This window comes from Pseudomonas sp. L5B5, from assembly GCF_020520285.1.
In the GTDB taxonomy this organism is placed as follows: domain Bacteria; phylum Pseudomonadota; class Gammaproteobacteria; order Pseudomonadales; family Pseudomonadaceae; genus Aquipseudomonas.
Genome location: NZ_CP084742.1, coordinates 6,661,674 through 6,686,522, shown reverse-complemented (window position 1 = coordinate 6,686,522; position 24,849 = coordinate 6,661,674). Strand labels below are relative to the sequence as shown.

Annotated in this window: 29 protein-coding genes; 14 read left to right on the top strand and 15 right to left on the bottom strand. The window is 64.7% G+C overall.

All coding sequences use genetic code 11. The features are described 5' to 3' along the window. Nucleotides 1-139 precede the first annotated feature (139 nt). The 4 genes from LGQ10_RS30765 to LGQ10_RS30750 all read left to right on the top strand — a co-directional run bounded on the left by LGQ10_RS30765 (nucleotide 140) and on the right by LGQ10_RS30750 (nucleotide 3,951). Complete coding sequence (locus LGQ10_RS30765) at nucleotides 140-802, top strand: response regulator (RefSeq protein ID WP_226524160.1); 663 nt, start codon at nucleotides 140-142, stop codon at nucleotides 800-802. Then, the gene (locus LGQ10_RS30760) at nucleotides 799-2,169 is read left to right on the top strand and encodes an ATP-binding protein (protein ID WP_226524159.1); all 1,371 of its coding nucleotides are present in this window, start codon (nucleotides 799-801) and stop codon (nucleotides 2,167-2,169) included. The genes LGQ10_RS30765 and LGQ10_RS30760 overlap by 4 nt, the downstream gene beginning before the upstream one ends. 113 nt (nucleotides 2,170-2,282) lie before the next feature. Beyond that, entirely contained in the window at nucleotides 2,283-2,825 is a 543-nt protein-coding gene (locus tag LGQ10_RS30755) for a hypothetical protein (RefSeq protein WP_226524158.1), read from the top strand. Nucleotides 2,826-2,919: 94 nt separating this feature from the next. Beyond that, entirely contained in the window at nucleotides 2,920-3,951 is a 1,032-nt protein-coding gene (locus LGQ10_RS30750; RefSeq protein WP_226524157.1) for a hypothetical protein, read from the top strand. A gap of 42 nt (nucleotides 3,952-3,993) precedes the next feature. On the opposite strand, the gene LGQ10_RS30745 is transcribed toward LGQ10_RS30750, so the two are convergent. The 8 genes from LGQ10_RS30745 to LGQ10_RS30710 form a co-directional block, all read right to left on the bottom strand. Then, nucleotides 3,994-4,767: a 1,6-dihydroxycyclohexa-2,4-diene-1-carboxylate dehydrogenase gene (locus LGQ10_RS30745; RefSeq protein WP_226524156.1), complete on the bottom strand. Its 774-nt coding sequence runs from the start codon at nucleotides 4,765-4,767 to the stop codon at nucleotides 3,994-3,996. A gap of 41 nt (nucleotides 4,768-4,808) precedes the next feature. Beyond that, nucleotides 4,809-5,822 (bottom strand): benzoate 1,2-dioxygenase electron transfer component BenC, encoded by a 1,014-nt coding sequence (benC, locus tag LGQ10_RS30740; RefSeq protein ID WP_226524155.1) that lies wholly within the window; start codon nucleotides 5,820-5,822, stop codon nucleotides 4,809-4,811. Nucleotides 5,823-5,832: 10 nt separating this feature from the next. Beyond that, nucleotides 5,833-6,321 carry a benzoate 1,2-dioxygenase small subunit gene (gene benB / locus LGQ10_RS30735; protein ID WP_226524154.1) on the bottom strand — a complete coding sequence of 163 codons (489 nt, stop codon included), beginning with the start codon at nucleotides 6,319-6,321 and terminating at the stop codon, nucleotides 5,833-5,835. Beyond that, entirely contained in the window at nucleotides 6,318-7,682 is a 1,365-nt protein-coding gene (benA, locus tag LGQ10_RS30730; protein WP_226524153.1) for a benzoate 1,2-dioxygenase large subunit, read from the bottom strand. Before benA ends, benB begins: the two co-directional genes overlap by 4 nt. 272 nt (nucleotides 7,683-7,954) lie before the next feature. Further along, a complete protein-coding gene (locus tag LGQ10_RS30725; RefSeq protein ID WP_058436413.1) occupies nucleotides 7,955-8,911 on the bottom strand; it encodes an AraC family transcriptional regulator in 957 nt (318 codons plus the stop codon). A 137-nt stretch (nucleotides 8,912-9,048) separates the two neighbouring features. Further along, nucleotides 9,049-9,978: a catechol 1,2-dioxygenase gene (catA, locus tag LGQ10_RS30720; RefSeq protein WP_058436414.1), complete on the bottom strand. Its 930-nt coding sequence runs from the start codon at nucleotides 9,976-9,978 to the stop codon at nucleotides 9,049-9,051. Between the two features lie 51 nt (nucleotides 9,979-10,029). Then, a complete protein-coding gene (gene catC / locus LGQ10_RS30715; protein WP_011062149.1) occupies nucleotides 10,030-10,320 on the bottom strand; it encodes a muconolactone Delta-isomerase in 291 nt (96 codons plus the stop codon). 10 nt (nucleotides 10,321-10,330) lie between these two features. After that, a complete protein-coding gene (locus LGQ10_RS30710) occupies nucleotides 10,331-11,479 on the bottom strand; it encodes a muconate cycloisomerase family protein (protein WP_226524152.1) in 1,149 nt (382 codons plus the stop codon). A gap of 124 nt (nucleotides 11,480-11,603) precedes the next feature. Here LGQ10_RS30710 and LGQ10_RS30705 point away from each other — a divergent pair, with 124 nt between their 5' ends. Beyond that, entirely contained in the window at nucleotides 11,604-12,512 is a 909-nt protein-coding gene (locus tag LGQ10_RS30705) for a LysR family transcriptional regulator (protein ID WP_058436416.1), read from the top strand. Between the two features lie 229 nt (nucleotides 12,513-12,741). Here the strand turns inward: LGQ10_RS30705 and LGQ10_RS30700 are convergent, their stop codons facing one another. Then, complete coding sequence (locus LGQ10_RS30700) at nucleotides 12,742-13,494, bottom strand: outer membrane beta-barrel protein (protein ID WP_226524151.1); 753 nt, start codon at nucleotides 13,492-13,494, stop codon at nucleotides 12,742-12,744. A gap of 185 nt (nucleotides 13,495-13,679) precedes the next feature. Between LGQ10_RS30700 and LGQ10_RS30695 the strand changes: the two genes are divergently transcribed. The 3 genes from LGQ10_RS30695 (at nucleotide 13,680) to LGQ10_RS30685 (ending at nucleotide 15,279) form a co-directional block, all read left to right on the top strand. Beyond that, nucleotides 13,680-14,135 (top strand): RDD family protein, encoded by a 456-nt coding sequence (locus LGQ10_RS30695; RefSeq protein ID WP_058434616.1) that lies wholly within the window; start codon nucleotides 13,680-13,682, stop codon nucleotides 14,133-14,135. A gap of 61 nt (nucleotides 14,136-14,196) precedes the next feature. Then, nucleotides 14,197-14,532, top strand: coding sequence for a DUF6388 family protein (locus LGQ10_RS30690; protein WP_058434615.1), 336 nt, complete (start codon nucleotides 14,197-14,199; stop codon nucleotides 14,530-14,532). 42 nt (nucleotides 14,533-14,574) lie between these two features. Next, complete coding sequence (locus LGQ10_RS30685; RefSeq protein WP_058434614.1) at nucleotides 14,575-15,279, top strand: YoaK family protein; 705 nt, start codon at nucleotides 14,575-14,577, stop codon at nucleotides 15,277-15,279. Nucleotides 15,280-15,291: 12 nt separating this feature from the next. Here the strand turns inward: LGQ10_RS30685 and LGQ10_RS30680 are convergent, their stop codons facing one another. Beyond that, nucleotides 15,292-16,041 carry an SDR family oxidoreductase gene (locus LGQ10_RS30680; protein WP_058434613.1) on the bottom strand — a complete coding sequence of 250 codons (750 nt, stop codon included), beginning with the start codon at nucleotides 16,039-16,041 and terminating at the stop codon, nucleotides 15,292-15,294. A 186-nt stretch (nucleotides 16,042-16,227) separates the two neighbouring features. On the opposite strand from LGQ10_RS30680, the gene tusD reads away from it, so the two are divergent. The 6 genes from tusD to LGQ10_RS30650 all read left to right on the top strand — a co-directional run bounded on the left by tusD (nucleotide 16,228) and on the right by LGQ10_RS30650 (nucleotide 19,700). Continuing rightward, on the top strand, nucleotides 16,228-16,620 hold the full coding sequence (tusD, locus tag LGQ10_RS30675) for a sulfurtransferase complex subunit TusD (RefSeq protein ID WP_226524150.1): 393 nt from the start codon (nucleotides 16,228-16,230) through the stop codon (nucleotides 16,618-16,620). 1 nt (nucleotide 16,621) lies between these two features. After that, nucleotides 16,622-16,984 (top strand): sulfurtransferase complex subunit TusC, encoded by a 363-nt coding sequence (gene tusC / locus LGQ10_RS30670; protein ID WP_058434612.1) that lies wholly within the window; start codon nucleotides 16,622-16,624, stop codon nucleotides 16,982-16,984. Beyond that, nucleotides 16,984-17,280, top strand: coding sequence for a sulfurtransferase complex subunit TusB (gene tusB, locus LGQ10_RS30665; protein ID WP_226524149.1), 297 nt, complete (start codon nucleotides 16,984-16,986; stop codon nucleotides 17,278-17,280). Before tusC ends, tusB begins: the two co-directional genes overlap by 1 nt. After that, entirely contained in the window at nucleotides 17,277-17,612 is a 336-nt protein-coding gene (locus tag LGQ10_RS30660) for a TusE/DsrC/DsvC family sulfur relay protein (RefSeq protein ID WP_226524148.1), read from the top strand. Before tusB ends, LGQ10_RS30660 begins: the two co-directional genes overlap by 4 nt. Further along, nucleotides 17,609-18,610: a glycosyl transferase family protein gene (locus LGQ10_RS30655; protein WP_226524147.1), complete on the top strand. Its 1,002-nt coding sequence runs from the start codon at nucleotides 17,609-17,611 to the stop codon at nucleotides 18,608-18,610. The genes LGQ10_RS30660 and LGQ10_RS30655 overlap by 4 nt, the downstream gene beginning before the upstream one ends. Nucleotides 18,611-18,698: 88 nt before the next feature. Next, a complete protein-coding gene (locus LGQ10_RS30650) occupies nucleotides 18,699-19,700 on the top strand; it encodes a glutathione S-transferase family protein (RefSeq protein WP_226524146.1) in 1,002 nt (333 codons plus the stop codon). 68 nt (nucleotides 19,701-19,768) lie between these two features. Here the strand turns inward: LGQ10_RS30650 and cysG are convergent, their stop codons facing one another. The 5 genes from cysG to lolA are packed head-to-tail and all read right to left on the bottom strand — an operon-like array spanning nucleotide 19,769 to nucleotide 24,812. Then, nucleotides 19,769-21,163: a siroheme synthase CysG gene (gene cysG / locus LGQ10_RS30645; protein WP_226524145.1), complete on the bottom strand. Its 1,395-nt coding sequence runs from the start codon at nucleotides 21,161-21,163 to the stop codon at nucleotides 19,769-19,771. Beyond that, on the bottom strand, nucleotides 21,164-22,444 hold the full coding sequence (gene serS, locus LGQ10_RS30640) for a serine--tRNA ligase (RefSeq protein WP_226524144.1): 1,281 nt from the start codon (nucleotides 22,442-22,444) through the stop codon (nucleotides 21,164-21,166). 16 nt (nucleotides 22,445-22,460) lie between these two features. Next, a complete protein-coding gene (gene crcB / locus LGQ10_RS30635; RefSeq protein WP_058438869.1) occupies nucleotides 22,461-22,835 on the bottom strand; it encodes a fluoride efflux transporter CrcB in 375 nt (124 codons plus the stop codon). After that, the gene (locus LGQ10_RS30630; RefSeq protein WP_226524143.1) at nucleotides 22,832-24,157 is read right to left on the bottom strand and encodes a replication-associated recombination protein A; all 1,326 of its coding nucleotides are present in this window, start codon (nucleotides 24,155-24,157) and stop codon (nucleotides 22,832-22,834) included. The genes crcB and LGQ10_RS30630 overlap by 4 nt, the downstream gene beginning before the upstream one ends. 31 nt (nucleotides 24,158-24,188) lie before the next feature. Continuing rightward, nucleotides 24,189-24,812 (bottom strand): outer membrane lipoprotein chaperone LolA, encoded by a 624-nt coding sequence (gene lolA, locus LGQ10_RS30625; protein WP_058433466.1) that lies wholly within the window; start codon nucleotides 24,810-24,812, stop codon nucleotides 24,189-24,191. Between the last annotated feature and the right edge of the window lie 37 nt (nucleotides 24,813-24,849).

The window sequence follows — 24,849 nt, the reverse complement described above, 5'->3', positions numbered from 1 at the left end:
ACTGTGCAAAACCAAGCTTAATGAAAGCTTAGGCCGCAACGTGCCGTAACATTTCCCCCCGGCAAAAGCCCTGACGAAGCCTCGCGACCGGCGTCATCATGCGCCCCTCCCTGCCCCCTCACCCTACCGAGAACCGCCCATGCGCCTGCTGCTTGTCGAAGATGATCGCGCCCTCGGCCAGGGCATCCGCGTGGCCCTGGGCGCCGAGGGCTACACCCTGGACTGGCTGCAGGATGGCGCCAGCGCCCTGCACGCCCTGCGCAGCGAAAGCTTCGACCTGTTGCTGCTGGACCTGGGCCTGCCGCGGCTCGATGGCCTGGATCTGCTGCAGCAACTGCGCGCGGCGCAGCAGGACCTGCCGGTGCTGATCCTCACGGCCCGCGACGGCACCGCCGAGCGTATCGCCGGGCTGGACGCCGGGGCCGACGACTACCTGGTCAAGCCCTTCGACGTCGACGAACTGAAGGCCCGGGTCCGCGCCCTGTTGCGCCGCAGCCAGGGCCGCGCCCAGCCATTGCTGGAGCACGCGGGCATTCGCCTGGACCCGGCCAGCCAGCAGGTGCACTACCGCGAGGCCGAGGTGGTACTGACCCCCATGGAATACCAACTGCTGCATCAACTGATGGCCCGCCCGGGCCAGGTGGTCACTCGCGAGCGCCTGTCCCGGGCGCTGTACGGCTGGCAGGACCGGGTCGAGAGCAACACCCTGGAGGTGCTGATCCACAACCTGCGCAAGAAGCTGTGCGCCGAGCTGATCCGCACCGTGCGCGGTATCGGCTACGTGCTGGAGCTCAAGCCATGAACTCGGTGCGCGCACGAATCCTGCTGCCGGTGCTGGTGCTGGTGCTGCTGGGGGACGTGCTGATCAGCTGGCTGGTGCTGCGCGACAGCCACCATGAAATCGAAGAGGTCTACGACGCCCAACTGGCCCAGAGCGCGCGGCTGCTGCAGGGGGTCTTGCGCTCGCAGGCGCCGGGCAATGCCGACTGGGAGCGTCTGTACCAGGCCTTCGACCAGGCCATGAGCCGGGTCGGCGTAGAGGGCGCCGCCCACCCCTATGAAACCCGCCTGACCTTCCAGGTCTGGCGTGACGACGGCCAGTTGCTGGTGCGTTCCGCCGAAGCCCCGGTGCTGGAGACTCCGCCCACGACCCTGGGGAGCCATGACCTCCTGGAAAACGGCAGGGACTGGTGCGCCTTTCTCCTGGCCGATCCGCAACAGGGCCTGCTGATCTGGGTCGGCGAGCGTGACGACATCCGCCAGGACCTGATCCAGCGCATCGTCCGTCATACCCTCTGGCCAACCCTGATCGGCGTGCCGCTGCTGGCCCTGCTGACCTGGCTGGCCATCGGCTGGGGCCTGGCGCCACTGCGGGCCATGGCCCAGGCCATTCGCGGTCGCAATGCCGAGACCCTGCTGCCCCTGGCGCTCAAGCCGCTGCCCCAGGACCTGGAGCCGATGCAGACCGCCCTCAACCAGTTGCTGGCGCAGATCGATAGCCTGCTGGAACGCGAACGGCGCTTTATCGCCGATGCCGCCCATGAACTGCGCACCCCCCTGGCGATCCTGCGGATTCATGCGCAGAACGCCCAGAGTGCCAGCAGCCCGGAGCAACGCCAGGAAGCCCTGGACTTTCTGGTGAGCGGCGTCGACCGGGCCACCCGCATCGGCAGCCAGTTGCTGACCATGGCCCGTATCGAGCCGCAGTTGAGCAACCCGTGCCTGAGCCGCATCGACCTCGGCGCCCTGGTGCGCGAGGAGCTGGCGGAACTCACTCCCCTGGCCCTGGAGAAGCAGGTGGAACTGGTGCTCGAAGGCGACGAAAACTGCCTGATCGCTACCGACCCGTTGGCCCTGGCCATTGCCCTGCAGAACCTGGTGACCAATGCCCTGAACTTTGCCCCCGCGGGCAGCGAGGTGCGGGTCAGCCTGCGCCCTCAGGCGAACGGTGCCATGCACCTGTGCGTGGAAGATGCCGGGCCCGGTATCAATGAAGAAGAGCGCGGGCGTTTGCTGGAGCGTTTCTACAGCCAGGGCAACGCCAATGGCGCCGGGCTGGGGCTGGCGATTGTGCAGATGATCGTCGGCAAGATCGGCGGGCGCCTGGAATTGCATAATCGACCTGAGGGCGGGTTGTGTGCGCTGTTGCTGCTGGGGCCGGTGCTTTAGTTGGCGGCGCGAAGGGCCTATCCTGTGCGCCGCTCGGCCATGGCGGCAGTCTTGCGCCCCCATCCGCCGACCAGCCGACTCACACAAATGAAATGACGATCAGGGAGACCCACATGGCCATGCCGGAACGGCTGAAACCAACACCAGCGACGCCGAAAGTACGTGCCTTGATGAAGGACTTGCTCAAGCAGATCCTCGACACGACCTGGGACAACCAGGAACGGGAAAGCCCCGAGATCAATGCACTGATCCAGCAGTGGAACAGCCACGCCGGCCGAGCTTTCGAGTTTCACGAATTTCGCGACATGCACAGCCATACCAGCGAGGCGAACTTCCTGCGTACGGCCTTTCATCAAAAAAAGTACGTAGACGATTTGAGCTTCGAAGAGGCCTGTGCAGTGACGGATTTCATCTGCCAGTGCGAAGGTACGGAGTCTGATACGGACTACGCCCTAGACCTGCTGGAAACCAACTTCCCGGAGGCCAATGCCTCGGACCTGATCTTCTGGCCCAACGAGTGGTTTGGGGATGAAGGGATGCTGCATGTCGAGCTGAGCTCGGCGCAGATCATCGGTTACCTGATGGTGAAATCCTCGCGCCAGCTGCCGGATGCCCCGCCGATCGACTTGCCCTATGCCGTTGCCCAGGAAGCATAAGCGCGAGCTGCAGACTGTTCAGCGCCAGCGCCTCGGCAGCCGCAAGGTTTCAGCTATGATGCGCGCCCGTCAGACAACCGGAAGTCCGATCCCCATGCTCAAGCCCTTGACCCTCCTGGCCCTGGCCGGTGTTTCAGCTTACGCCGGTGCCGCGTCCGCCGAACTTGCCGGGGTATGGACCGGCACCCTGGGGAAATCCGCGATCACCGCCTGCTTCAACGCCGCCCCCAACAGCAACGGCAGCTACTACTACCAGCGCTTTGTCACGCCGATCCAGCTGACCCAGGCACAGGTCGGCGCGCCCTGGGCCGAGGACGGCCAGACCGGGTTCTGGCAGCTCGACGCACCCCGGGGCGATCGCCTGAGCGGCACCTGGAGCAAGGCCCCGGGCGGCGCGCCGTTACCCTTGGCACTGACCCGCACCAGCACCGAGGGCTGTGGCGGCGATGCCTACAACGCGCCGCTGGAGGCCGTGCCGCCGCCGATCAAGGTGGAGAAGAAAATCTTCGGCACACACCGCTATCAGCGGAGGACCCAAGGCGCCCAGGTCAGCCTCAGGCTGGAGGGTGATGGCCCGGCGCTGAAGAACATCAACCGACAGCTGGAGCGCCTGGCCATCAGCCCCGAGGGCCAGGAGGAATTCTTCAGCGAGCGCCGCGAATACCTGGGCCGCAACGGTTCCGCCCATACCAGCGAAATCAGTGTCGAACCCCAGTATTGGTCGTCGCAATGGATCACGGTGAGGTTTTATCGCTGGACCGCCGGCATGGGGCGCAACGGCATCAGTTGGGGCCTGCACAGCTGGAACCTGAAGACCGGCGAGCGCGTCGATCCCTGGACCTGGGTAGGCGGGCGCCAGCAGTGGCATGACGCCTACTCCGGCCAGGTGAAACTGGCGCCCGGTTTCGCCACCTGGCTGGAACGGCAAACCACCAAGGACGCAGACTGCCCGGCCGTCAGCAGCTACTCGAGCTACGACCTGAGCTTCAACACCCAGGGCCTGCAGCTCTCGACCCCCGCCTACGGTGACGGTTGCGACAATGAGCTGAGTTTCACCTGGAAGCAGTTGGCGCCGGTGTTGTCGGCCCAGGGCAAGGCGGCACTGCCCAGCTTGCAGTTGCCTTAGCGGCGCTCGCCACCCGGGCAGTCCAGCGCTTGCCGGGCCGACTCAGCCCTGGTCACCGCCGCCCACCGGCAGCACCGTGCCAGTGATGTAGGAGGCTTCGTCGGAAGCCAGGAACAGGATCGCCGCTGCCTGTTCGTCAATGCTGCCGTAGCGATGCATCAGGCTGCTGTCGAGGGTCTGCTCGACGATCTGCTGGTACCAGGCCTGCTCCTCGGGGCTTGGCTCGGCGCTGTTGCGCGGGATGCGCCGTGGCGGCGCTTCGGTGCCACCCGGCGCGGTGGCGTTGACCCGCACACCACGGCCGGCGGTTTCGAAGGCCAGGCAGGCAGTGAGTGCGTTGATCCCGCCCTTGGCCGCGCCGTAAGGCACGCGGTTGAGGCTGCGGGTAGCGATGGACGAGACGTTGACGATGGCCCCACGGCCCTGTTCCAGCATCTGCGGCAAGGCCGCGTGGCAGCACCACAAGGTCGGGAACAATGAGCGGCGCACTTCAGCCTCGATCTCCTGCGGCTGGTAGTGCTCGAACGGCTTGGCCCAAATGGTGCCGCCGACGTTGTTGACCAGCACATCGAGGCGACCGAAGTGGGCGATGGCGGCTGCCATGATCCGGCTGCATTCGGCGTACTGTTCCAGGTCGGCGGTCAGGGCCAGGACCGGGTAGCGGGGGCTGAGTTCGGCGGCCAGTTCGAAGACCAGTTCCGAGCGGTCCACCAGCACCACCCGGGCGCCCTCCTCGGCCAGGCGTTCGGCAACACGACGGCCAATGCCCTGGGCGGCGCCGGTGACCAGGGCGACTTGGTTGTGGAAGCGGTTCATGGGGACCTCGACAATAGCGTTGCGATGAAGGTGATGGAGGCTCACGCCACACTGGCGGCGAACTTCTCATAGTAGAAGTTCGCCGGGGCGATGCCCTGCTCGCGAATGAACTGGCTCACCGCCTCCACCATCGCCGGCGGCCCGCACAGGTACACATCCACATCCCCTTGATTGAGGTGCGTAGGCTCGATGTGCTGGGTGACGTAGCCCTTGCGCGGGTAAGGGCTCTCGGGATTAGCCACGCAGGCGCTGAAGCTGAACTGGGGGATGCGTGCAGCAAAGTCTTCCAGGCGATCCAGCTCCACCAGGTCGAAGTCGTTGGTCACCCCATAAATCAGGTGCAGCGGGTGCTCACTGCCCTGCTCGGCGATCTTCTCCAGCATCGCGGTGAACGGCGCTAAGCCGGTGCCACCAGCGAGCAACAGCAACGGCCGGCGGATGTCCCGCAGGTAGAAGCTGCCCAGGGGCCCGGCCAGGGTCATGCTGTCGCCGGCTTTGGCGAGACTGGTGAGGAAGCTGCTCATCAGGCCACCGGGCACATTGCGGATCAGGAAGCTGATCTCGCCATCGCGCTGCAACGAACTGAAGGAGTAGGCCCGGGCCTGCCCGCTGCCAGGCACCTCGAGGTTGACGTACTGCCCCGGCAGGAACGCCAGCTGGTTCAGGGCCTCGCCCTTGATCGACAGGGCGATGGTGCTTTCGGACAACAAGCGCACCGCGCTGATGCTGGCGTCGAAGGTGGCCTGACCGGCGCGACAGACCTGGGACGAGGCTGGCACCCGCACCACGCAGTCGCTCAAGGCGCGCATCTGGCAAGTGAGGACAAAACCCTGCTCGGCTTCGTCGGCGCTCAGGGCGTCTTCGATGTAGTCCTCCCCCAGTTCGTAGCGCCCGGATTCCGCCAGGCACTTGCAGGTGCCGCAAGCGCCGTCGCGGCAGTCCAGGGGGATGTTGATGCCCTGGCGGTAGGCAGCATCGGCCACAGTTTCACCCAGGCTGGCGCTGATGAAACGGGTCACGCCGTCTTCGAAGTGGAGTGCGATTTGATGGCTCATGGCGGCCGCCTCAGAGGTGGTAGATATCGACGACCTGGCGAACGTAGTCGTTCTTCAGGATGACTTTCTTGGCCAAAATTCGCGGGTTTTCGCCCCGCAGATCGAGGGTGTAGAAGCTGCTGCCGAAGTAGCTGTCCACGGTCTTGTAGCGAAAGCTCAGGGTGTGCCAGTTGAAGCGCAGCTGGCACAGGCCGTCGCCCTGCTCCAGCAGCTCGATGTTGCTCAGGTTGTGGGAGGTGCGGGTGTCGGGAATGCTGGCGCTGGAGCGCTCGGTCTTGATACGGAACACCCGGTCTTCCAGGCCGCTGCGGTTGCCGTACCAGATCAGCGAGATTTCCCGCTGCGGGTCTTCGGTCAGCTGGTCGCTGTCGTCCCAGGACGGCATCCAGAAGGTCGCGTCCGGGGCGTAGAGCTCCAGCCAGCGGTCCCAGTCCTTGTCGTCCAGGTAGCGGGCTTCGCGATAGAGGAAATCCCGCACGGCGTCGTAGGAAATAGTCATTGCACGGCCTCCACGTTGATCTGGCGAGAGGCTTCACGCTCAAGGGCCGCCAGCAGGGTTTGCTGCCAGTACTTGTGCTGCATCACGAACAGGCCCTCGTCCTCGGTGCGCACGCCGCTGAGGATCGGTTGCAGGTCGATTTCCCTGGCTGCATCGTCCGCGCCCCGGACCCAGTGCTCGGCACCGCGGGACATATCGTTCCAGCCCGGGGTGCTGCCCTGGTAGCCGAGCTGGCAGGAGCGGAACTCCTCCAGGTCGTCCGGGGTGGCCATGCCGCTGACGTTGAAGAAGTCTTCGTACTGGCGGATGCGCCGGGCCCGGGCTTCGTCGCTTTCGCCCCTGGGGGCGATGCAGTAGATGGTGATTTCGGTGCGGTCCACGGAGATTGGCCGGGCGATGCGGATCTGCGAGCTGAACTGGTCCATCAGGTAGACGTTGGGGTACAGGCACAGGTTGCGCGAGTTCTCGATCATCCAATCGGCCCGGGCCTGGCCGAAATCCCGGGCGAGTTCGTCGCGGCGCTCGTACAGCGGCCGATCCTCGGGGTTGGACCAGCGGGTCCAGAGCAGCATGTGGCCCTTGTCGAAGGAGTAGAAACCGCCGCCCTGCCTGGCCCAGGTGCCGGCGCTCATGGTGCGGATGTCTTGCCCGGCCTCGCGCTGCTTGCGCTGGTTCTGGGTGGCGGCGTAGTTCCAGTGCACCGAGCTGACGTGGTAGCCGTCGGCGCCGTTCTCGGCGGTGAGCTTCCAATTGCCTTCATAGATATAGCTGGAGGAGCCGCGCAGCACTTCCAGGCCATCGGCGGACTGGTCGACGATCATGTCGATGATCTTCGCCGACTCCCCCAGGTGCTCGGCGAGGGGCAGCACGTCGGGGTTGAGGCTGCCGAACAGGAAGCCACGGTAGGACTCGAAGCGCGCGACCCTGGTCAGGTCGTGGGAGCCTTCGCAGTTGAAGCTGGCCGGGTAGCCCGCGGCGGCCGGGTCCTTGACCTTGAGCAGCTTGCCGGCGTTGTTGAAGGTCCAGCCGTGGAACGGGCAGGTGAAGGAAGCCTTGTTGCCGGTCTTGTGCCGGCAGAGCATGGCGCCACGATGGCTGCAGGCGTTGAGGAAAGCGTTGAGTTCGCCGTGCTTGTTGCGGGCAATGAACACCGGTTGCCGGCCCATGGTGGTGCTGTAGTAGTCGTTGGGGTTGGGGATCTGGCTTTCGTGGGCCAGGTACAGCCAGTTGCCTTCGAAGAGGTGCTGCATCTCCAGGTCGAACAGCCGGGGGTCGGTGAACATCTCCCGCTTGCAGCGGTAGATGCCCTGGTCGGGGTCTTCTTCAAGCAGGGAGTGAAGGTATTCGGGTCGCAGGGACATGGCCGCCGCCTCCATTGTTTTTATTCAGGCAGCTCCATGCTAGGGCGGGGTCGGAGCGGGCAATAGCCGATGCGTGCAGACCTGTATCCGTTTTCTGCAAAGGGCCCGTGGCCGCTGCAGGCCTGGCTGGAGGCGCCAGGCTCGGCAGCGGCTGCGAACGGCTCCGAAGGAGACGCTGCGATCCTGAGACCGCTGCAGGTCTGGCTGGAGGTCGCCAGGCAAGGCCCTGCGGGCCTTTGCGCAGCCTCGCGGGCTCGGCAGCGGCTACAGGATCAGTGGCGGCGCTTGAGGGTGTCGGAGGGCAGTTCGCCGTATTGCTGGCGGTAGCTCTGGGCGAAACGCCCCAGGTGCAGGAAACCGAAGTCCAGGGCCAGTTCGGTGATGTTGCGCACCGGGCTGTGCGGGTCGCTGAGGCAGGCGTGCACCCGTTGCAGTTTCTGCTGGCGGATGTAGTGCTTCGGGGTGGTGCGGGCGTTGCGTTCGAACAGGCCGTACAGCGAACGCAGGCTCATGCTCGCCTGTTGCGCCAGCTCTTCGCAGCCGATGTCGTGCTTGAGGTTGCGTTCGATGTAGTCGGCAAGCCGTTCGAAGGTCGCCGCCGAGGTACCCGGGGCATCACGCTGTACGTTGGTGTGCATCAACCCCAGCAGCTTGCCCACCAGAATCTGTGCGTAGTGCTCCTGGACCTTGGGCATGGCTGCCTGGGCTTCGGCCTCCTGGCACAACAGGCTCAGCAAGGGCACGAAGCCTTCGAGTTCCAGCAACTGGTAACGCTGGCGCAGAAAGCGCACGCCCTGCCCCGGGTACTGCCAGCGTTGTTCCTGGCAGGCCGCCTCCAGCAGGCGGGTGGGTATCTTGATGATGAATTTTTCGCAGTCGTCGGAATAGGTCAGGTCCACCGGGTCGTCGGGGTTGATCAGCAGCAGTTCCCCCGGAGCGAAGCAATGTTCCTGGCCCGGTCCGCGCCACCGGCAGTGACCCCGCAGCAGCACTTGCAGGTGGTAGATGCTTTCCAGTGCCGGCGAGGTGACGCGCACGCTGCCGCCGTAGCTGATGCTGCACAGGTCCAGGCTGGCCAGGGCACGGTGCTGGAGGCTGGCCTGGAGATGGCCGGCCCGGGGCAGGCGAATGCAATGGCTGCCCACGTGCTGGTTGACGTAGCCGGATACGGCATAGGGATCGGCTTGAACAAACACGCTGCTGCGCTCGGTCAACAGAGGCATGTGCATGATCGGCTCACTCTGATGGTTCTTGTCAGGTCTGGGTTGCAATTGCGCAGCGCAGGCTCGTCAGGCCAGGCATAACGGCAAAAGCCACGGGGCACCTGGGTTGGTGCTCCGTGGCGGGGTCAAGCGTGATCGGCGGATCAGTCCTCCAGGGCGCGGACTCGCTCATGACGCTGCTGCTCTTGCGGCTGGGCCGAGGACTGCAGGGTGAAATCGAACTCGATCTCGGCAAAGCGCCCGCTGACCCCCAGGGCCTTGGCCCGGGCCTGGTCTTCGCTGAAGGTGATCTGGGCGATCAGCTCGTCGCGGGTGGCATAGGCGAAGTCGTCGTGCAGGTACTGGTCGCCATCCAGGTTGATCTGGGTGGTCAGGTGGCGATGGTCGTCGGCAGAGATGAAGAAGTGAATGTGCGCCGGGCGCTGGCCATGGCGGCCCAGTTGGTCCAGCAGTTGCTGGGTCGGGCCATCCGGCGGGCAGCCGTAGCCGGACGGCACGATGCTGCGAAAGCGATAGCGGCCTTCGGCGTCGGTGACGATGCGTCGGCGCAGGTTGAACTCCGACTGGCTGCCGTCGAAGTAGGAATAGGTGCCGCCGGTGTTGGCGTGCCAGACGTCGACGATGGCCCCGGCCAGGGGCTGGCCGGCGGTGTCCCGGACCTGCCCCCGCATGAACAGCACCACCCCCGGGTCGACACCGTCGTCCAGGCGTGCCTCGCCCTGGCTCAGGGGCGCGCCGGCCACGTACAGCGGGCCTTCGATGGTGCGTGGGGTGCCGCCGGTCTTGCCCGCCTGTTCATCGGCGGCGTCCATCAGCAGGTCCAGGTAATGCTCCAGGCCCAGGCCGGCGGCCAGCAGCCCGGCCTCCTGGCGGGCACCGAGGACGTTGAGGTAGTTGACGGCCTTCCAGAACTCTTCCGGTGTGATCTCCAGGTCTTCGATGATGTTCACCGTATCCCGCAGGATGCGATGCATGATGGCCTTGGCCCGGGGGCTGCCGCCTGGGGTGGACTGGCCGCTGGCTTCTTCAAGAAACTGCTGGGCGCTGGCAGTGTGGGAAATTCTGACGCTCATGATTAATCCTCATCTTGTATTTATTAGAGTGGTGAACAAGCTGGCACGGACTCAGCGGTCATCCTCATGAATGGACGAAGGATGCCTGCACATGGCGTCAACTTCGATGGCCATGTACGGGTACAACGGCAATTGCATCAGGGTGTCGTGCAGTTCCTGCACGCTGTCGACATCGAACACGCTGTAGTTGGCGTACAGCCCGGCAATGCGCCACAAGTGGCGCCACTTGCCTTCGGCCTGCAGGCGCTGGGCCAGGGCTTTCTCGTCGGCCTTGAGCTGCGCGGCGCGCTCGGGGTTCATGTCGACCGGCAGGTTCACGGTCATTTTCACGTGGAATAGCATGCAGCCCTCCTCAGGTGTGATGCAGCACGGGGGTGGTTTTGTCGCGACGGAAGTACGCCAGGCGCTCTTCGTCCAGGCTCAGGCCGAGGCCCGGTGCCCGTGAGACATGCAGGTGGAAATCCCGGTATACCGGCGGCTCGGCGAGGATGTCCTCGGTCAGCAGCAGCGGGCCGAACAGCTCGGTGTCCCAGCTCAGTTTGTTCAGGGTCAGGAAGGCGTGGGCCGAGGCCAGGGTGCCGATCCCGCCTTCGAGCATGGTGCCGCCATACAGGCCGATGCCCGCCGCTTCGGCAATCGCCGCGGTGCGCAGGGTGGCGCGGGGGCCACCGTTCTTGGCGATCTTCAGGGCGAACACCGAGGCCGCCCCTTCCCGGGCCAGGTTGAAGGCATCTTCCACACATTCGATGGATTCGTCGGCCATGATCGGCGCCGGGCTGCTGGCATTCAGGCGCACCATGCCGGCGCGATTGTTGCGCGAAATCGGCTGCTCGATCAGGTCGATGCCGTTGCTGCCCAGGATGCGGCACGCGCGCAGGGCCACGGCCTCGTCCCAGGCCTGGTTGACGTCGACCCGCACGCTGGCGCTATCACCCAGGGCCTTCTTGATGGCGATCACGTGGGCCAGGTCGCGGGCCACTTCACCGGCGCCGATCTTCAGCTTGAAGATCCGATGGCGGCGCAGCTCAAGCATTTCCTGCGCTTCGGCGATGTCCTTGGCGGTGTCGCCGCTGGCCAGGGTCCAGGCCACCGGCAGGGCATCGCGCACCCGGCCGCCCAGCAGTTCGCTGACCGGCAGGCCAAGGCGCTTGCCCTGGGCGTCGAGCAAGGCGCTTTCGATCCCGGACTTGGCAAAAGTGTTGCCGCGAATGCTCTGCTCCAGGCGCAGCATCGCGGCGTTGATGTTGCTGGCGTCCTGGCCGACCAGCAGCGGGCTGAAGAAGCGGTCGATGTTGGTCTTGATGCTGTCCGGGCTTTCATTGCCATAGGCCAGGCCACCGATGGTGGTGGATTCCCCCAGGCCTTCGATGCCGTCGGCGCAGCGCAGGCGGATCAGCACCAGGGTCTGGTTCTGCATGGTGTGCATGGCCAGCTTGTGGGGGCGAATGGTCGGCAGATCGACGATGATCGTTTCGATCGATTCAATGGCAGAAGCGTGCATGTCCATACCCATCAGGTTCTTGAAGTTCTGCCGGCGATTCTGTCTCGGCTTTTTACGGGGTTCCAATATAGAATTGGTCTGGCTTGATACCTTAAAGGTATGCACTCACCACTGGAGAGCTGTCATGGAATTGCGTCATCTGCGCTATTTCCAGGTGCTAGGGGAAACCCTCAATTTCACCCGCGCCGCCGAACGCCTGCACATCGCCCAACCGCCGTTGAGCCGGCAGATCCAGCAGCTGGAAGACGAGTTGGGGGTGCTGTTGCTGGAGCGTGGCCGGCCGCTGCGCCTGACCGCCGCCGGGCGGTTTTTCTACGAGCACTCCAACCGGGTGCTGGAGCAACTGGGCAAGGTCTGCGACAACACCCGGCGCATCGGCCTGGGGCACAAGACCTGGCTGGGCATCGGTTTCGCGCCTTCGACCCTGTACGGCGTGCTGCCGCAACTGATTCGCCGCCTGCGCAGCAACGGGACCCTGGAGCTGGAATTGGGCCTGTCGGAGATGACCACCCTGCAACAGGTGGAAGCCTTGAAGGCCGGGCGCATCGATATCGGCTTCGGGCGTATCCACATCGACGACCCGGCCATCGTGCAGAAGGTGCTGACCGAGGACCGGCTGGTGGTCGCCCTGCCCGCTGGCCACCCGCTGCTGGGGCAACCGGTGAGCCTGGCACAACTGGCGGACGAGCCTTTTGTGCTGTACCCGGCCAACCCACGCCCGAGCTACGCCGATCATGTGATCGCGCTGTTCAATGCCCGGGGCCTGAACCTGAAGATCGCCCAGTGGACCAACGAATTGCAGACCGCCATCGGCCTGGTGGGCGCTGGCATCGGCATCACCCTGGTGCCGGCCTCGGTGCAGGTGCTGCACCGTGACGACATCGGCTTTTGCCCGTTGCTGGAGGCCGAGGCGACCTCGCCGATCATCCTCAGTCGCCGGGTCGGTGAACCGTCGCCGGGCCTCACCCACTGCCTGCACCTGATCGCCCTGTTCCGTGCAGAGATCGGTCGCGAGCCAGCCATGGTCAGCTGAAAGCACAACCGCCGGCCCCATCGAAAGACGGGCCGGCGGCTAGTGCTGGCAAGCACTGTACTTGTGGCGAGGGAGCTTGCTCCCGCTGACGCGCGCAGCGGCCCCAAGAATGGGACGGCTACGCCCTGGAGCGCCGACCGGTCCCAGGGGAGCAAGCGCCCTCGTCACAGGTTATTTTTCGTTAGTTCTTGCGCTTGGCTCTGTCGCGGCTTGAAGCGGGCTGCGACCCTTAGAAGGTCAGGCCGACCTTGAAGCCGTACTCGTCACGCTTGAGCTTGGTGTTGTCGGCCACGGGCGTATCCTCGTCCAGCTTGTACTCAGTGCGGGTGTAGTAGACCCCGGCCATGACCGGCAGCGAGCCGTTCTGGTTCATCAGGAAGTTCACCTCGGCGTAGGGGTTGGTGCGGTTCTTGAGGTCCACGGTGTCGCTGCCGACGTCATCCACCTTGAGCCGCGCCCTGCCGTTGATGGTGTGGCGCGCACCCAGTTCGACACGCATGGTCACATCATCGAATTGGTGGTTGTAGCCCACGGCAGCCTTGGCGAAGGGCGACTTGTTGGTGAGCTTCATGTCGTAGTCGCCGGTGTCCGGCTCGTAGCGGGTCCAGGTGTAGCCACCGCCCACCAGGACGTCGACGAAGTTGCGCGCGTCCAGGGCGGCACGCCAGCCCAGGTCCAGGTCGGCCTGGCCTTCCTTGAGCTTGTTATCGTTCTTCTTGCCGAACTTGGCTTCGACCCCGGCCTGGTAGATCAGGCCCGATTCGGCGGTCATCTTGTTGCCGAAGTTGTAGAACACGCCCCCTTCACCCAGGTGCTCCTTGTCGCTCTTGCTACCGCCTTCGAGCTTGAAGTCGTTGTAGCTGCCGAGGATACCCAGGGTGGAAATCGGCCCGGTGTTCGGTGCGGCCATGGCGTTGCTGGAGAGGGCCAGCAAGGTGGCGGCTGAGGTGGTGGCCAGGAGGGTTGCGAATACCTTTGACATCGTGTGTGAATCTCCCTGTTTGAAGAAAGGCAAATGCTGCAGGAGCCTTTTCGAGGGAAGTCGAAAGCAAAAGGTTCTAATTATTTTCACGTTTTTTTCACATCGCTGCAGCGCCTCGCCACCTGCCGGAGTTTTAGGCCTTACAATACGCTGCTCAATACAGGGCGAAGTCTTGGGGGCAATGCATGGAAGTATCGAGAGCCGGCCTGATCATCCGACGCGTTCTGGCTTATGGGGTCGACGGCGTGCTGGTACTGCTGCTGTGGTTTGTTCTGTGCCGACTGGCCGAACGCCTCCAGTACCCGGATATGGAGCAATTCTCCACCTGGTGCCTGCTGGTCACCTGGTGCCTGTATTTTCCCCTCAGTGAATACCTGTTGCGTGGCTACACCGCCGGCAAAGCGCTGTGCGGCCTGCAAGTGATCAATGGTATCGGCCAGCCACCCTCGCTGTTGCAGGTGCTGATCCGCTCGGCGACCCGACCGTTCGAAGCCACCATCAGCCCCGTGACCCTGCTGGTCTGCTGTGAATCGAGTCGCTGCCAGCGCATCGGCGACCGACTGGCGCGCACCTATGTCATCCCACGCAAGGACCTGACGCGGCTACGGGCCCTGATGGCCACGCAACCTGCCCTGTCTTGAGCGTCTGGCCCTGCCCCATCCTATCTCGCGCCTTGGCGTGGCACTTTTTCCAGGAGTCTTAATGGCCATCGATCAACACCCGCATGAACAGGCCTTGGGCAGGTTCCTCGAACAGCGCCCCGAATTGCGTCAACAGCTGGATAATCTCAACCCCCTGGAGGCCCGAGCCCGCGGCGAGACCCCGGCGCAGTACCGAGCCGAACGCCTGCACGAAGCCTTCGAGGCCGAAGCCGAGCGCCTGGGGCTGTTCGCTTGGGAGCTGAGCCTGCAACTGACTGCTGCCAGCCCGGAGGAATTCCACGCCCAGCGCCTTGAGGTGCACAAGGAAGTGGCGGAAATGGCCGGCATGCCGTGGGACGAATACTGCACCCTGCACCACCTCGACCCACGGCCTTGAGCCGCTCCCGTTCCTAGCAGTTCCTGTTCAGGAGAACCGACGATGTTGCCCTCGACTTCCACGCAGTCCGCCAATGCGGCGCTGCAGCACACGCAGAAATGGCGCGGACGCGTCGGCCTCGGGCTGGTGGCCTGTCTTTCAGTACTGGCCGGGATGACCGACGCCATCGGCTTCATGGCCACCGGGGATTTCGTGTCCTTCATGAGTGGCAATACCACCCGCATGGCGGTGGCCATCAGCGATGGCGAGCTGGGCCTGGTGCTGCGCCTGCTGCTATTGGTGACGGCCTTCATCGTCGGTAACGCCTTGGGCGTGGTGCTCAGCCGCCTGGCCGGACACCGCGCCCTGCCCTTGCTGCTGAGCATCGCCGCGTTGCTCTGCGCCTCCGCCGCGTGGCCCTTCGAGCAGCAGTTGCCAGCCCTGCTGGCGGCCATCGTCGCCATGGGCATGCTCAATGCGGCAGTGGAGGAAGTGAATGGCCTGCCCATTGGCCTGACCTACGTCACCGGTGCCCTGTCGCGCTTTGGCCGCGGCCTGGGGCGCTGGATGCTCGGCGAGCGGCGCAACGGTTGGCGGGTACAGCTGATTCCCTGGACCGGCATGTTCGCCGGGGCGGTGCTGGGAGCGCTGCTGGAACAGCACCTGGGGCTCAAGGCGCTGTATGCCAGCGGGTTGTTCGCCGGGCTGCTGGGCGTGGCCTCGCTGAGGATTCCACGCCGCTGGCAGCTGGGCTACAAGAGCCGCTGATAGCAGGTGCAATCAGCCGAACAAGCCCCCATTGTCCGTGTCAATGACGATGGAGGACAGGCTCACATGTCGCGGCCGGGTGAGTGCGAAGACCACCGCCTCCACCACATCGCGGTTGGTGCCCGCCTCGCCCTTGCGCCGTTCCGGCACCTGCTGCCAGGCCTCGTCCAGTGGCGAGATGTCCTCCAGGTAGGGCGGGTGCACGCACAGTGAGCGAACCGGTGTACCTCGCAGGACCTGGCGCAGGCCGTCGGCCAGGGCCAGTTGCCCATGCTTGGCGGCGTAGAACGGCAGCGACACGCTATGCAGGGGTGCATTGGGCAAGCCGCTGATGGAACCGATGGTGACGATGTCCGGACGCCTGGAAGCCTTGAGCGCCGGCAGCAGGCCCTGGGTCAGGAGGAAGGTGCCGCTCAGCGCGGCGTCGATCACTCCGGCGACTTCGGTAGCGCTGTGGGGCTGCTCGCTGGCCTCCAGCCACATGGCGCCGTTGTTGATCAGGATATCGACCTGGGGATGACGTACGTGGATCTCCGCCAGGGCGGCCTTGACACTGTCGCTGCTGGCCAGGTCCACCACCACATGATCGGCGCCACGGCCGGTGCGCGCCTCGATGGCGGCGCTGACCTGCGCCAGGGCCTGCGGGTTGCGCCCGCAGAGAATCAGCTTGCAGCCCAGGTCCGCCAGGCTGATGGCCAGCGCGGCCCCCAAACCCCTTCCGGCTCCCGTGACCACTACCACCGCCGAGTTCAAATCCATCATTCCTTGCTCCTTGTCCTTGGTTGAATGAAGGCGCGAGTCTAGTCCTCGCTCCCTGCTTTGGGGCCAGGCAAAGCTTTACCCGATATGTCCTGGAGCGCCGGAGCCAGAGCCTTCGGGGTGAAAGGGGTTTAGCCGATCCTCGGAGAAAGCTTTATCATGGCCGCCGTGTCATTCAACGAGGCCGTCATGAAATTCGCCATCGCCCTGTTCTCCGCCGCCCACGCGCCCTCCTCGCGCCGCGCCCTGCTGTTCGCCCAGGCGGCGCTGGCGGGCGGGCATGAGATTGTCCGGCTGTTTTTCTACCAGGACGGCGTCCATAACGCCGCCAACAACATCGTCACGCCCCAGGATGAACAGGACCTGCCCAGGGAGTGGCGCGAGTTCGTCGGCCAGCACCAGCTGGACGGCGTGGTCTGCATCGCCGCGGCCTTGCGCCGGGGCATGCTGAACGCCGACGAGGCCCAGCGCTATCAGCGCACGGCGGTGAACATCGAGGGGCCCTGGGAGCTCTCCGGGCTCGGCCAGTTGCATGATGCGGTGCAGAACGCCGACCGCCTGATCTGTTTTGGAGGGGCGTGACATGGCCAAATCCCTGTTGTTGATCAGCCGCCAGGCGCCGTGGTCCGGCCCCGGCGCCCGGGAGGCACTGGATATCGTCCTGGCCGGCGGTGCCTTCGACTTGCCCATCGGCCTGCTGTTTCTCGACGATGGCGTGCTGCAACTGGCGCCCGGGCAACAGGCCTCGCTGCTGCGCCAGAAGGACCTGAGCGCCAACCTGCAGGCGCTGTCGTTGTTCGGCGTCGACGAATTGTTTGCCTGCAACGCCAGCATCGCTGCCCGCGGCCTCGACCCGGCGGCCTTGAGCCTTGACGCTGTACAGCTGCTGGACGCCCCGGAACTGGCCGGGATCATCGACCGCTTTGACCAGGTGATTACCCTCTGATGTCGACCTTGCATGTGTTGTCCCACTCACCCTTCACCGACACCCGCCTGGACAGCTGCCTGCGCCTGCTGGGCAGCGCCGATGGCCTGCTACTGTGCGGCGATGCCGCCTACGCCCTGCAACCGGGCAGCGCCATCTGCAGCGAACTGAGCACCCGTAGCGGTTTGAATCTGTACGTGCTCGAAGAGGACCTGAACGCCCGTGGCCTGGCCCTGCCCGCCTGGGCCGTGGCCGTGGACTACCCGGGTTTCGTCGAACTGTCGATCCAGCATGACAAGGTCAATACCTGGCTATGAGCACCCTGACCGTAGGCGCTCGCGCCATCGAACTGGACAAGGACGGCTACCTGGTCAACCTCGACGACTGGTCCGCCGAGGTGGCGCAAGCCCTGGCCGCCAACGAGGAACTGGAGCTGAGTCCGGAGCACTGGGAGATCCTCGAACTGCTGCAGGGCTTCTACAAGGAGTTCCAGTTGTCCCCGGCCACTCGCCCGCTGATCAAGTACACCGCCCTCAAGCTGGGCCCGGACAAGGGCAACAGCCTGCACCTGAACCGCCTGTTCAAGGGCACTCCCGCCAAACTTGCCGCCAAGCTGGCGGGCCTGCCGAAGCCGACCAACTGCCTATGAACGATTCAACCCCACTGTTCACCGAAACTCCCGAAGAACATCCGTTCGCCCAGTTCGTGCGCATTCTTGGCAAGGGCAAACGCGGCGCGCGTGGCCTGACCCGGGAGGAAGCACGGCAAGCCATGGGCATGCTGCTGGACGAACAGGTCGAAGACACCCAACTGGGCGCCTTCCTCATGCTGCTGCGGCACAAGGAGGAAAGCGCGGAGGAACTGGCCGGCTTCACCCAGGCCTTGCGCGAACGCCTGAACGCCCCCGCCATCAGCGTCGACCTGGATTGGCCCAGCTACGCCGGCAAGACGCGTCACCTGCCCTGGTACCTGCTGGCGGCCAAATGCCTGGCCCAGAACGGTGTGCGCATCCTGCTCCACGGCGCCGGCGCGCACACCGCCGGGCGCCTGTACACCGAGCAACTGCTGGAGCCCCTGGGGATTCCCCTGTGCCGTGACTGGCAGGCGGTAGGCGCCGCCCTGGACCAGGGCAACCTGGCGTTCATTCCCCTGGCAGACTGGGCACCCCAACTGCAACGCATGATCGACCTGCGCAATATTCTCGGGCTGCGCTCGCCGATCCACTCCCTGGCGCGCCTGCTCAATCCCCTGGGCGCCCGTTGCGGCCTGCAGAGCATCTTCCATCCCGGCTACCAGGCTGTGCACCGCGAGGCCAGCGGCCTGCTGGGTGACAACGTGATCGTCGTCAAGGGCGACGGCGGCGAGATCGAGATCAACCCGGACACCATCAGCCACCTGTACGGCAGCACCGGCGGAGTCAGTTGGGATGAGGAATGGCCAGCGCTGTCGGCACAACGCCATGTGAAACCTTCGAGCCTGGAACCCGAGCACCTGAAGGCGCTGTGGCGCGGCGAGGTACAGGACAGCTACCCGCAATTGGCCCTGCTGGCCACCATGGCCCTGGCCTTGCGCGGCCTGGGCACGCCCCGGGAGCAGGCCTTCGTCCTCGCCCAGCAGTACTGGGATGCCCGGGACAGATCGATTTAATCGATCAAAACCGCCCATGCTTTGCGCTTTTTGTTCGACCCCAGGGGCATAGACTGCACTCCAACGCACAACAGCTGAGGAGCATTCCATGGGTCTGCTGATCGAAGGGCGCTGGCATGACCAGTGGTACGAAAGCGGCAAGGACGGGGCCTTCCAACGGGAACAGGCGCAACGTCGCAACTGGGTCACCGCCGATGGCCGCCCAGGCCCCAGCGGTGAGGGCGGTTTTGCCGCCGAGGCCGGGCGCTACCATCTTTATGTCTCCCTGGCCTGCCCGTGGGCCCATCGCACACTGATCCTGCGCAAGCTCAAGGGGCTGGAACAGCTAATCGACGTGTCTGTGGTCAGCTGGCTGATGCGCGAGAACGGCTGGACCTTCGACAAAGCCTTCGGCTCCAGCGGCGATCCCCTGGACTCCTTCGATTTCCTGCACCAGCGCTATACCGCCGACACAGCGGACTACACCGGTCGCGTTACCGTGCCGGTGCTGTGGGACAAACAGCGCCAATGCATCGTCAGCAACGAATCGGCGGAGATCATCCGCATGTTCAACAGCGCCTTTGACGGCCTGACCGGCAATACCCTGGACTTTTATCCGCAGCCCTTGCGCAGCGAGATCGAAACACTCAACGGGCGTATCTATCCAGCCCTGAACAACGGCGTGTACCGCGCCGGCTTCGCCACCTCACAAAAGGCCTACGAGGCGGCGTTCGATGATGTGTTCGCCGAACTCGATGAGCTGGAGCGCTTGCTCGACCGGCAGCGCTACCTGGCTGGGGATCGCCTGACCGAAGCCGATGTGCGCTTGTTCACCACGCTGATCCGTTTCGACGCGGTGTACCACGGCCACTTCAAGTGCAACCTGCGACGAATCGCCGACTATCCGAACCTGTCGAACTGGCTGCGGGAGCTGTACCAGTGGCCGGGAATCGCCGAAACGGTGGATTTTGCCCATATCAAAGGGCACTACTACGCCAGCCATGCCACCATCAATCCCACCGGGATCGTGCCCAAGGGGCCGCTGCAGGACTTCAACACCAGCTATGATCGGCAGCGTCTGGACGGGCGTGGGGTGTGGCAGAGGGACTGATTGCTGGGGGAAAGCGCCATCGCCGTCGTGGGTTTCCAGCAGGAAACGAATGACGGCGACGGTTTTTTTCAGACGTCTGACTGAGCGCCTTCGAACCAGGCCAGCTTCTCGCGCAGCTGGACCACTTCGCCGACGATCACCAGGGTCGGGGCATGCACTTCGTGTTCCGCCACCAGGGTGGGCAGGTTCGCCAGGGTTCCGGTGAACACCCGCTGGTTGCTGGTGGTGCCCTGCTGGATCAGCGCCGCCGGCGTATCGGCACTGCGGCCGTGCTTGATCAACTGCTCGCAGATGATCGGCAGCCCCACCAGGCCCATGTAGAACACCACGGTCTGGGCCGGCGCCACCAGGTCGGCCCACGGCAGGTTGGTCGTGCCATCCTTGAGGTGGCCGGTGACAAAACGCACCGACTGGGCGTAGTCGCGGTGAGTCAGCGGTATCCCGGCATAGGCAGAGCAACCGCTGGCCGCGGTGATCCCCGGCACCACCTGGAAAGCGATGCCCTGGGCCGCCAGCTCCTCGATCTCTTCGCCACCCCGGCCGAAGATGAACGGATCACCGCCCTTGAGCCGCACCACGCGCTTGCCTTGCTTGGCCAGGGTCACCAACTGCTGGTTGATCTGGTCCTGGGGCACCGCATGATCAGCGCGACGCTTGCCCACGTAGATGCGTTCGGCATCGCGGCGGCACAGCTCGAGGATCGCCGGAGCCACCAGGCGGTCGTAGAGCACCACGTCGGCCTGCTGCATCAGGCGCAGGGCCCGGAAGGTCAGCAGGTCCGGATCGCCCGGCCCCGCGCCCACCAGGTACACCTCGCCCGGCGCGTGAGGCGCCTTGCCAGCGATCTTGGCCTCCAGCAGACGTTCGGCCTCAGCCCCCTGCCCCGCCAGTTGGCGATCAGCAATGGGGCCTTGGAACACGTCCTCCCAGAACGCTCGGCGTTGCTGCACATCCGGAAACAGGCCTTTGACCTGGGCACGGAAGCGCGCCGCCAGCCCGGCCAGTTGGCCATAGGTGGAAGGAATCCAGGTTTCCAGCTTGGCCCGGATCAACCGTGCCAGCACCGGCGCATCGCCGCCACTGGACACTGCGATGACCAGCGGCGAACGATCGACGATGGCCGGGAAGATCACGCTGCACAGGGCTGGCGCATCCACCACATTGACCGGGACGCAGCGCCGATGGGCATCGGCGGACACTTGGGCATTGAGGGGTTCGTCATCGGTGGCGGCAATGATCAGGGTGCAACCATCCAGATCCGCCTCGACATACCCGCGCCGCAGGGACTCACCGCCGCTGGCGACGATCAGTTCCTGCAATTGCGCTTCTATTTCAGGTGCGACCACCCGCAGCTGCGCACCGGCATCGGCCAGCAGACGGGATTTGCGCAAGGCAATCTCCCCTCCACCGACCACCAACACACGACTGCCGCGAAGGTTGTGAAACAGCGGCAGGAATTCCATTTAGCCGATGACCTCGATGCCACCCATGTACGGCTTGAGCACGTCCGGCACGCGGATCGAACCGTCGGCCTGCTGGTAGTTTTCCAGCACGGCCACCAGGGTGCGGCCCACGGCCAGGCCGGAACCGTTGAGGGTGTGCACCAGCTCCGGCTTGCCGGTTTCCGGGTTGCGGAAACGCGCCTGCATGCGCCGGGCCTGGAAGTCGCCACAGTTGGAGCACGAGGAGATCTCGCGGTACTTGTCCTGGCTCGGCACCCAGACTTCCAGGTCGTAGGTCTTGAGCGCGCTGAAACCCATGTCGCCGGTGCACAGGGCCAGTACCCGGTACGGCAGTTGCAGCAGTTGCAGGACTTTCTCGGCGTTGGCGGTCAGGCCTTCCAGGGCTTCCATGGAGGTCGAAGGCTCGACCACCTGGACCATCTCGACCTTGTCGAACTGGTGCTGGCGGATCATGCCGCGGGTATCCCGACCCGAAGCACCGGCTTCACTACGGAAGCACGGGGTATGGGCAACCAGCTTCAGTGGCAGCTGCTTGGGATCGAGGATCTCGCCGGCGACGATGTTGGTCAGCGACACTTCAGCGGTCGGGATCAGGTACAGATCGGCTTCGCCCTCACGAGTGATCTTGAACAGATCTTCCTCGAACTTGGGCAGCTGGCTGGTGCCGAACAGCGACGGTGCCTGCACCAGGTACGGAGTGTAGGCCTCTTCGTAGCCGTGCTCGCCGGTGTGCAGGTTGATCATGAACTGCGCCAGGGCGCGGTGCAGACGGGCAATGGGGCCGCGTAGCAGGGCAAAACGCGCACCGGACAGCTTGGCGGCGGTTTCAAAGTCCAGCCAGCCATGGGTTTCGCCCAGGGCCACGTGATCCTTGATCGGGAAATCGAAGGCTGCCGGAGTGCCCCAGCGGCGCACTTCGACGTTGCCGTCTTCGTCTTCACCTACCGGCACCGACTCGTGGGGCAGGTTGGGAATGCCGAACAGGATCGAATCCAGCTCGCCCTGGATACTTTCCAGCTCGATCTTGCCGGAGCTCAGCTCGTTCCCCATGCGCTCGACGTCGGCCATCAGTGGGGCGATGTCTTCGCCGCGCTGCTTGGCCTGTCCGATGGACTTGGAGCGCGCGTTACGTTCGGCCTGCAGTTGCTCGGTGCGGGTCTGCACGGTCTTGCGCTGTTCTTCCAGCGCCTCGATGCGTGCCACATCCAGGGCAAAGCCGCGGGATGCCAGGCGATCCGCTACGTCCTGAAGGTTGCTACGTAACAGTTTGGAATCGAGCATGTCGTTCTCTCGTTTATCAAAGTTTGGTCAGGGACAGGCCAGCCCAGGTGGCGAGCAGCCCGCCGAATACACTCAGCGCCGCATAGCCCAGGGCCAGCGCCACTTGTCCGCTTTCCAGCAGACGCACGGTATCCAGTGAAAAGGATGAAAAAGTCGTCAGGCCACCGAGGAAACCGACGATCAATCCGGCACGCACTTCGATCGGCACTTCCGGACGAATCAGGAACAGCCCGTACAACACGCCGATCAGCAGGCAGCCCACGATATTAACGGCCAGCGTCGCGGTATAGAAGTGCCGCGGCCAATTGGCGCTGATCCAGTTGCCGGTGGCGAAGCGCAACAGGGTGCCGGCCACACCGCCAGCGGAAACGGCAAGAATCAGCGCGATCACGGTTTTCTCCGCTGCAGGGGGCTGGCCCGGTCCAGGGCCGCCAGGTGCTTGAGCTTCTCGCCGATCTTCAACTCCAGGCCGCGGGGCACCGGCTGGTAGAGGGGCAAGGGTTCGAGTTCTTCGGGAAAGTAGTCTTCACCGGCGGCATAGGCGTCCGGTTCATCGTGGGCGTAACGGTATTCGTCGCCATAGCCCAATTGCTTCATCAGCTTGGTTGGAGCGTTGCGCAGGTGGATCGGCACTTCCAGCGAACCGTGCTCGGCAGCGGCACGCATGGCGGCCTTGAAACCCATGTACACCGCATTGCTTTTCGGCGCGCAGGCCAGGTAGGTGATGGCCTGGGCCACCGCCAGCTCCCCTTCCGGGCTGCCCAGGCGCTCCTGCACATCCCAGGCGGCCAGGCACAGACTCAAGGCCCGGGGGTCGGCGTTGCCGATGTCTTCGCTGGCCATGCGCACCACGCGACGGGCCAGGTACAGCGGGTCGCAGCCGCCGTCGAGCATGCGCGCGAACCAGTACAGGGCACCGTCGGGGTTGGAGCCGCGCACGGATTTGTGCAGGGCGGAAATCTGGTCGTAGAAGGCCTCGCCGCCCTTGTCGAAACGCCGACGGGTGTCACCCAGCAGGCTTTGCAGCAGGTCGATGCCGATCTCGCCACCGTCTTCCGCCAGGTCCGAGGCGTTCTCCAGCAGGTTGAGCATCCGCCGGCCATCGCCGTCGGCCGCCGACAGCAGCATCTGAAAGCCCTCATCGCTGAGACTCAGCTGGCGTTTGCCCAGCCCCCTCTCTTCGCTCAGGGCACGCTGCACCAGGCTGCCCAGGGCTGCCTCGTCCAGGCTCTTGAGCACGTAGACCCGGGCCCGGGAGAGCAAGGCGTTGTTGAGCTCGAAGGAGGGGTTTTCCGTGGTGGCCCCGATGAAGATCAGGGTGCCGTCTTCCACGTAGGGCAGGAAGGCGTCCTGTTGCGACTTGTTGAAGCGATGCACTTCATCGACGAACAGGATCGTGCGCCGACCGTACTGGCCGGCCTGCTGCTTGGCGATCTCCACCGCCTGGCGGATCTCCTTGACCCCGGCCAGCACCGCCGAGACGGTTTCGAAGTGGGCATCCGAGACCTCCGCCAGCAGCCGCGCCAGGGTGGTCTTGCCGACCCCGGGCGGGCCCCAGAAGATCATCGAATGCAGGGCGCCCTGCTCCAGGGCCTCGCGCAGCGGCTTGCCCCGGGCCAGCAGATGCTGCTGGCCGACGTACTCGTCCAGGTTGGTCGCACGCAGGCGTGCGGCCAGGGGCTGGGCGATCGGGGCACTACGAAACAGGTCCATGGACTACCTTCGAAACCTCGGGTGCAGTGGCTTACTCTTGGATCACGTCGGCACCCTTGGGGATGTCGAACTTGAACCTGGAGGCCGGGATCTTCTCGTTGGCCTTGACGCCGGTAAACAGGATATTGGTGCGCTGGCCAACACTGTCGATCAGTTGCATGTCGTTGATCATGCCGTTGCGAAACGACAGGCGCAGGCTGTCGAACAGCGTATCGCGGGTCTTGGGCTTGAGGACGAAATCCATGACGCCGCCCGCTTCCTTGGAGGTGATGTCGAAGCTTTCACTGATCTTCGACACGTCGCCGGAGAGCAACAGGGCCGGGGTCTGGGTCAGGCGCTGGTCGAGCTTCTTGATGGTCACCTGTTCCAGGTCCGGGTCCCACAGGGAGACTTTCTGGCCGTCGGAAACCATCAACTGCTCTTGTGGCGCATCGGTGTGCCAGTAGAACAGGCCCGGGCGCTGCAGGGACATTTCACCGGCGGTTTCCTGCAGCTGGGTGCCGCTGCCGTCGAGGGTCAGCTGCGAGAAACGCGCGCTCAGGGTCTGGGACTTTTCCAGCAACTGGGTCAGGCGAGCCACATCCTTGGGATCGGCGTGGACCGACAGGGTGGTCACAGCCAGGACCGGCAGCAGCAACATGCGAATCAGGCGCATGGAATTCCTCGTTCAATTGGATGGGTGTGCGAGCGGC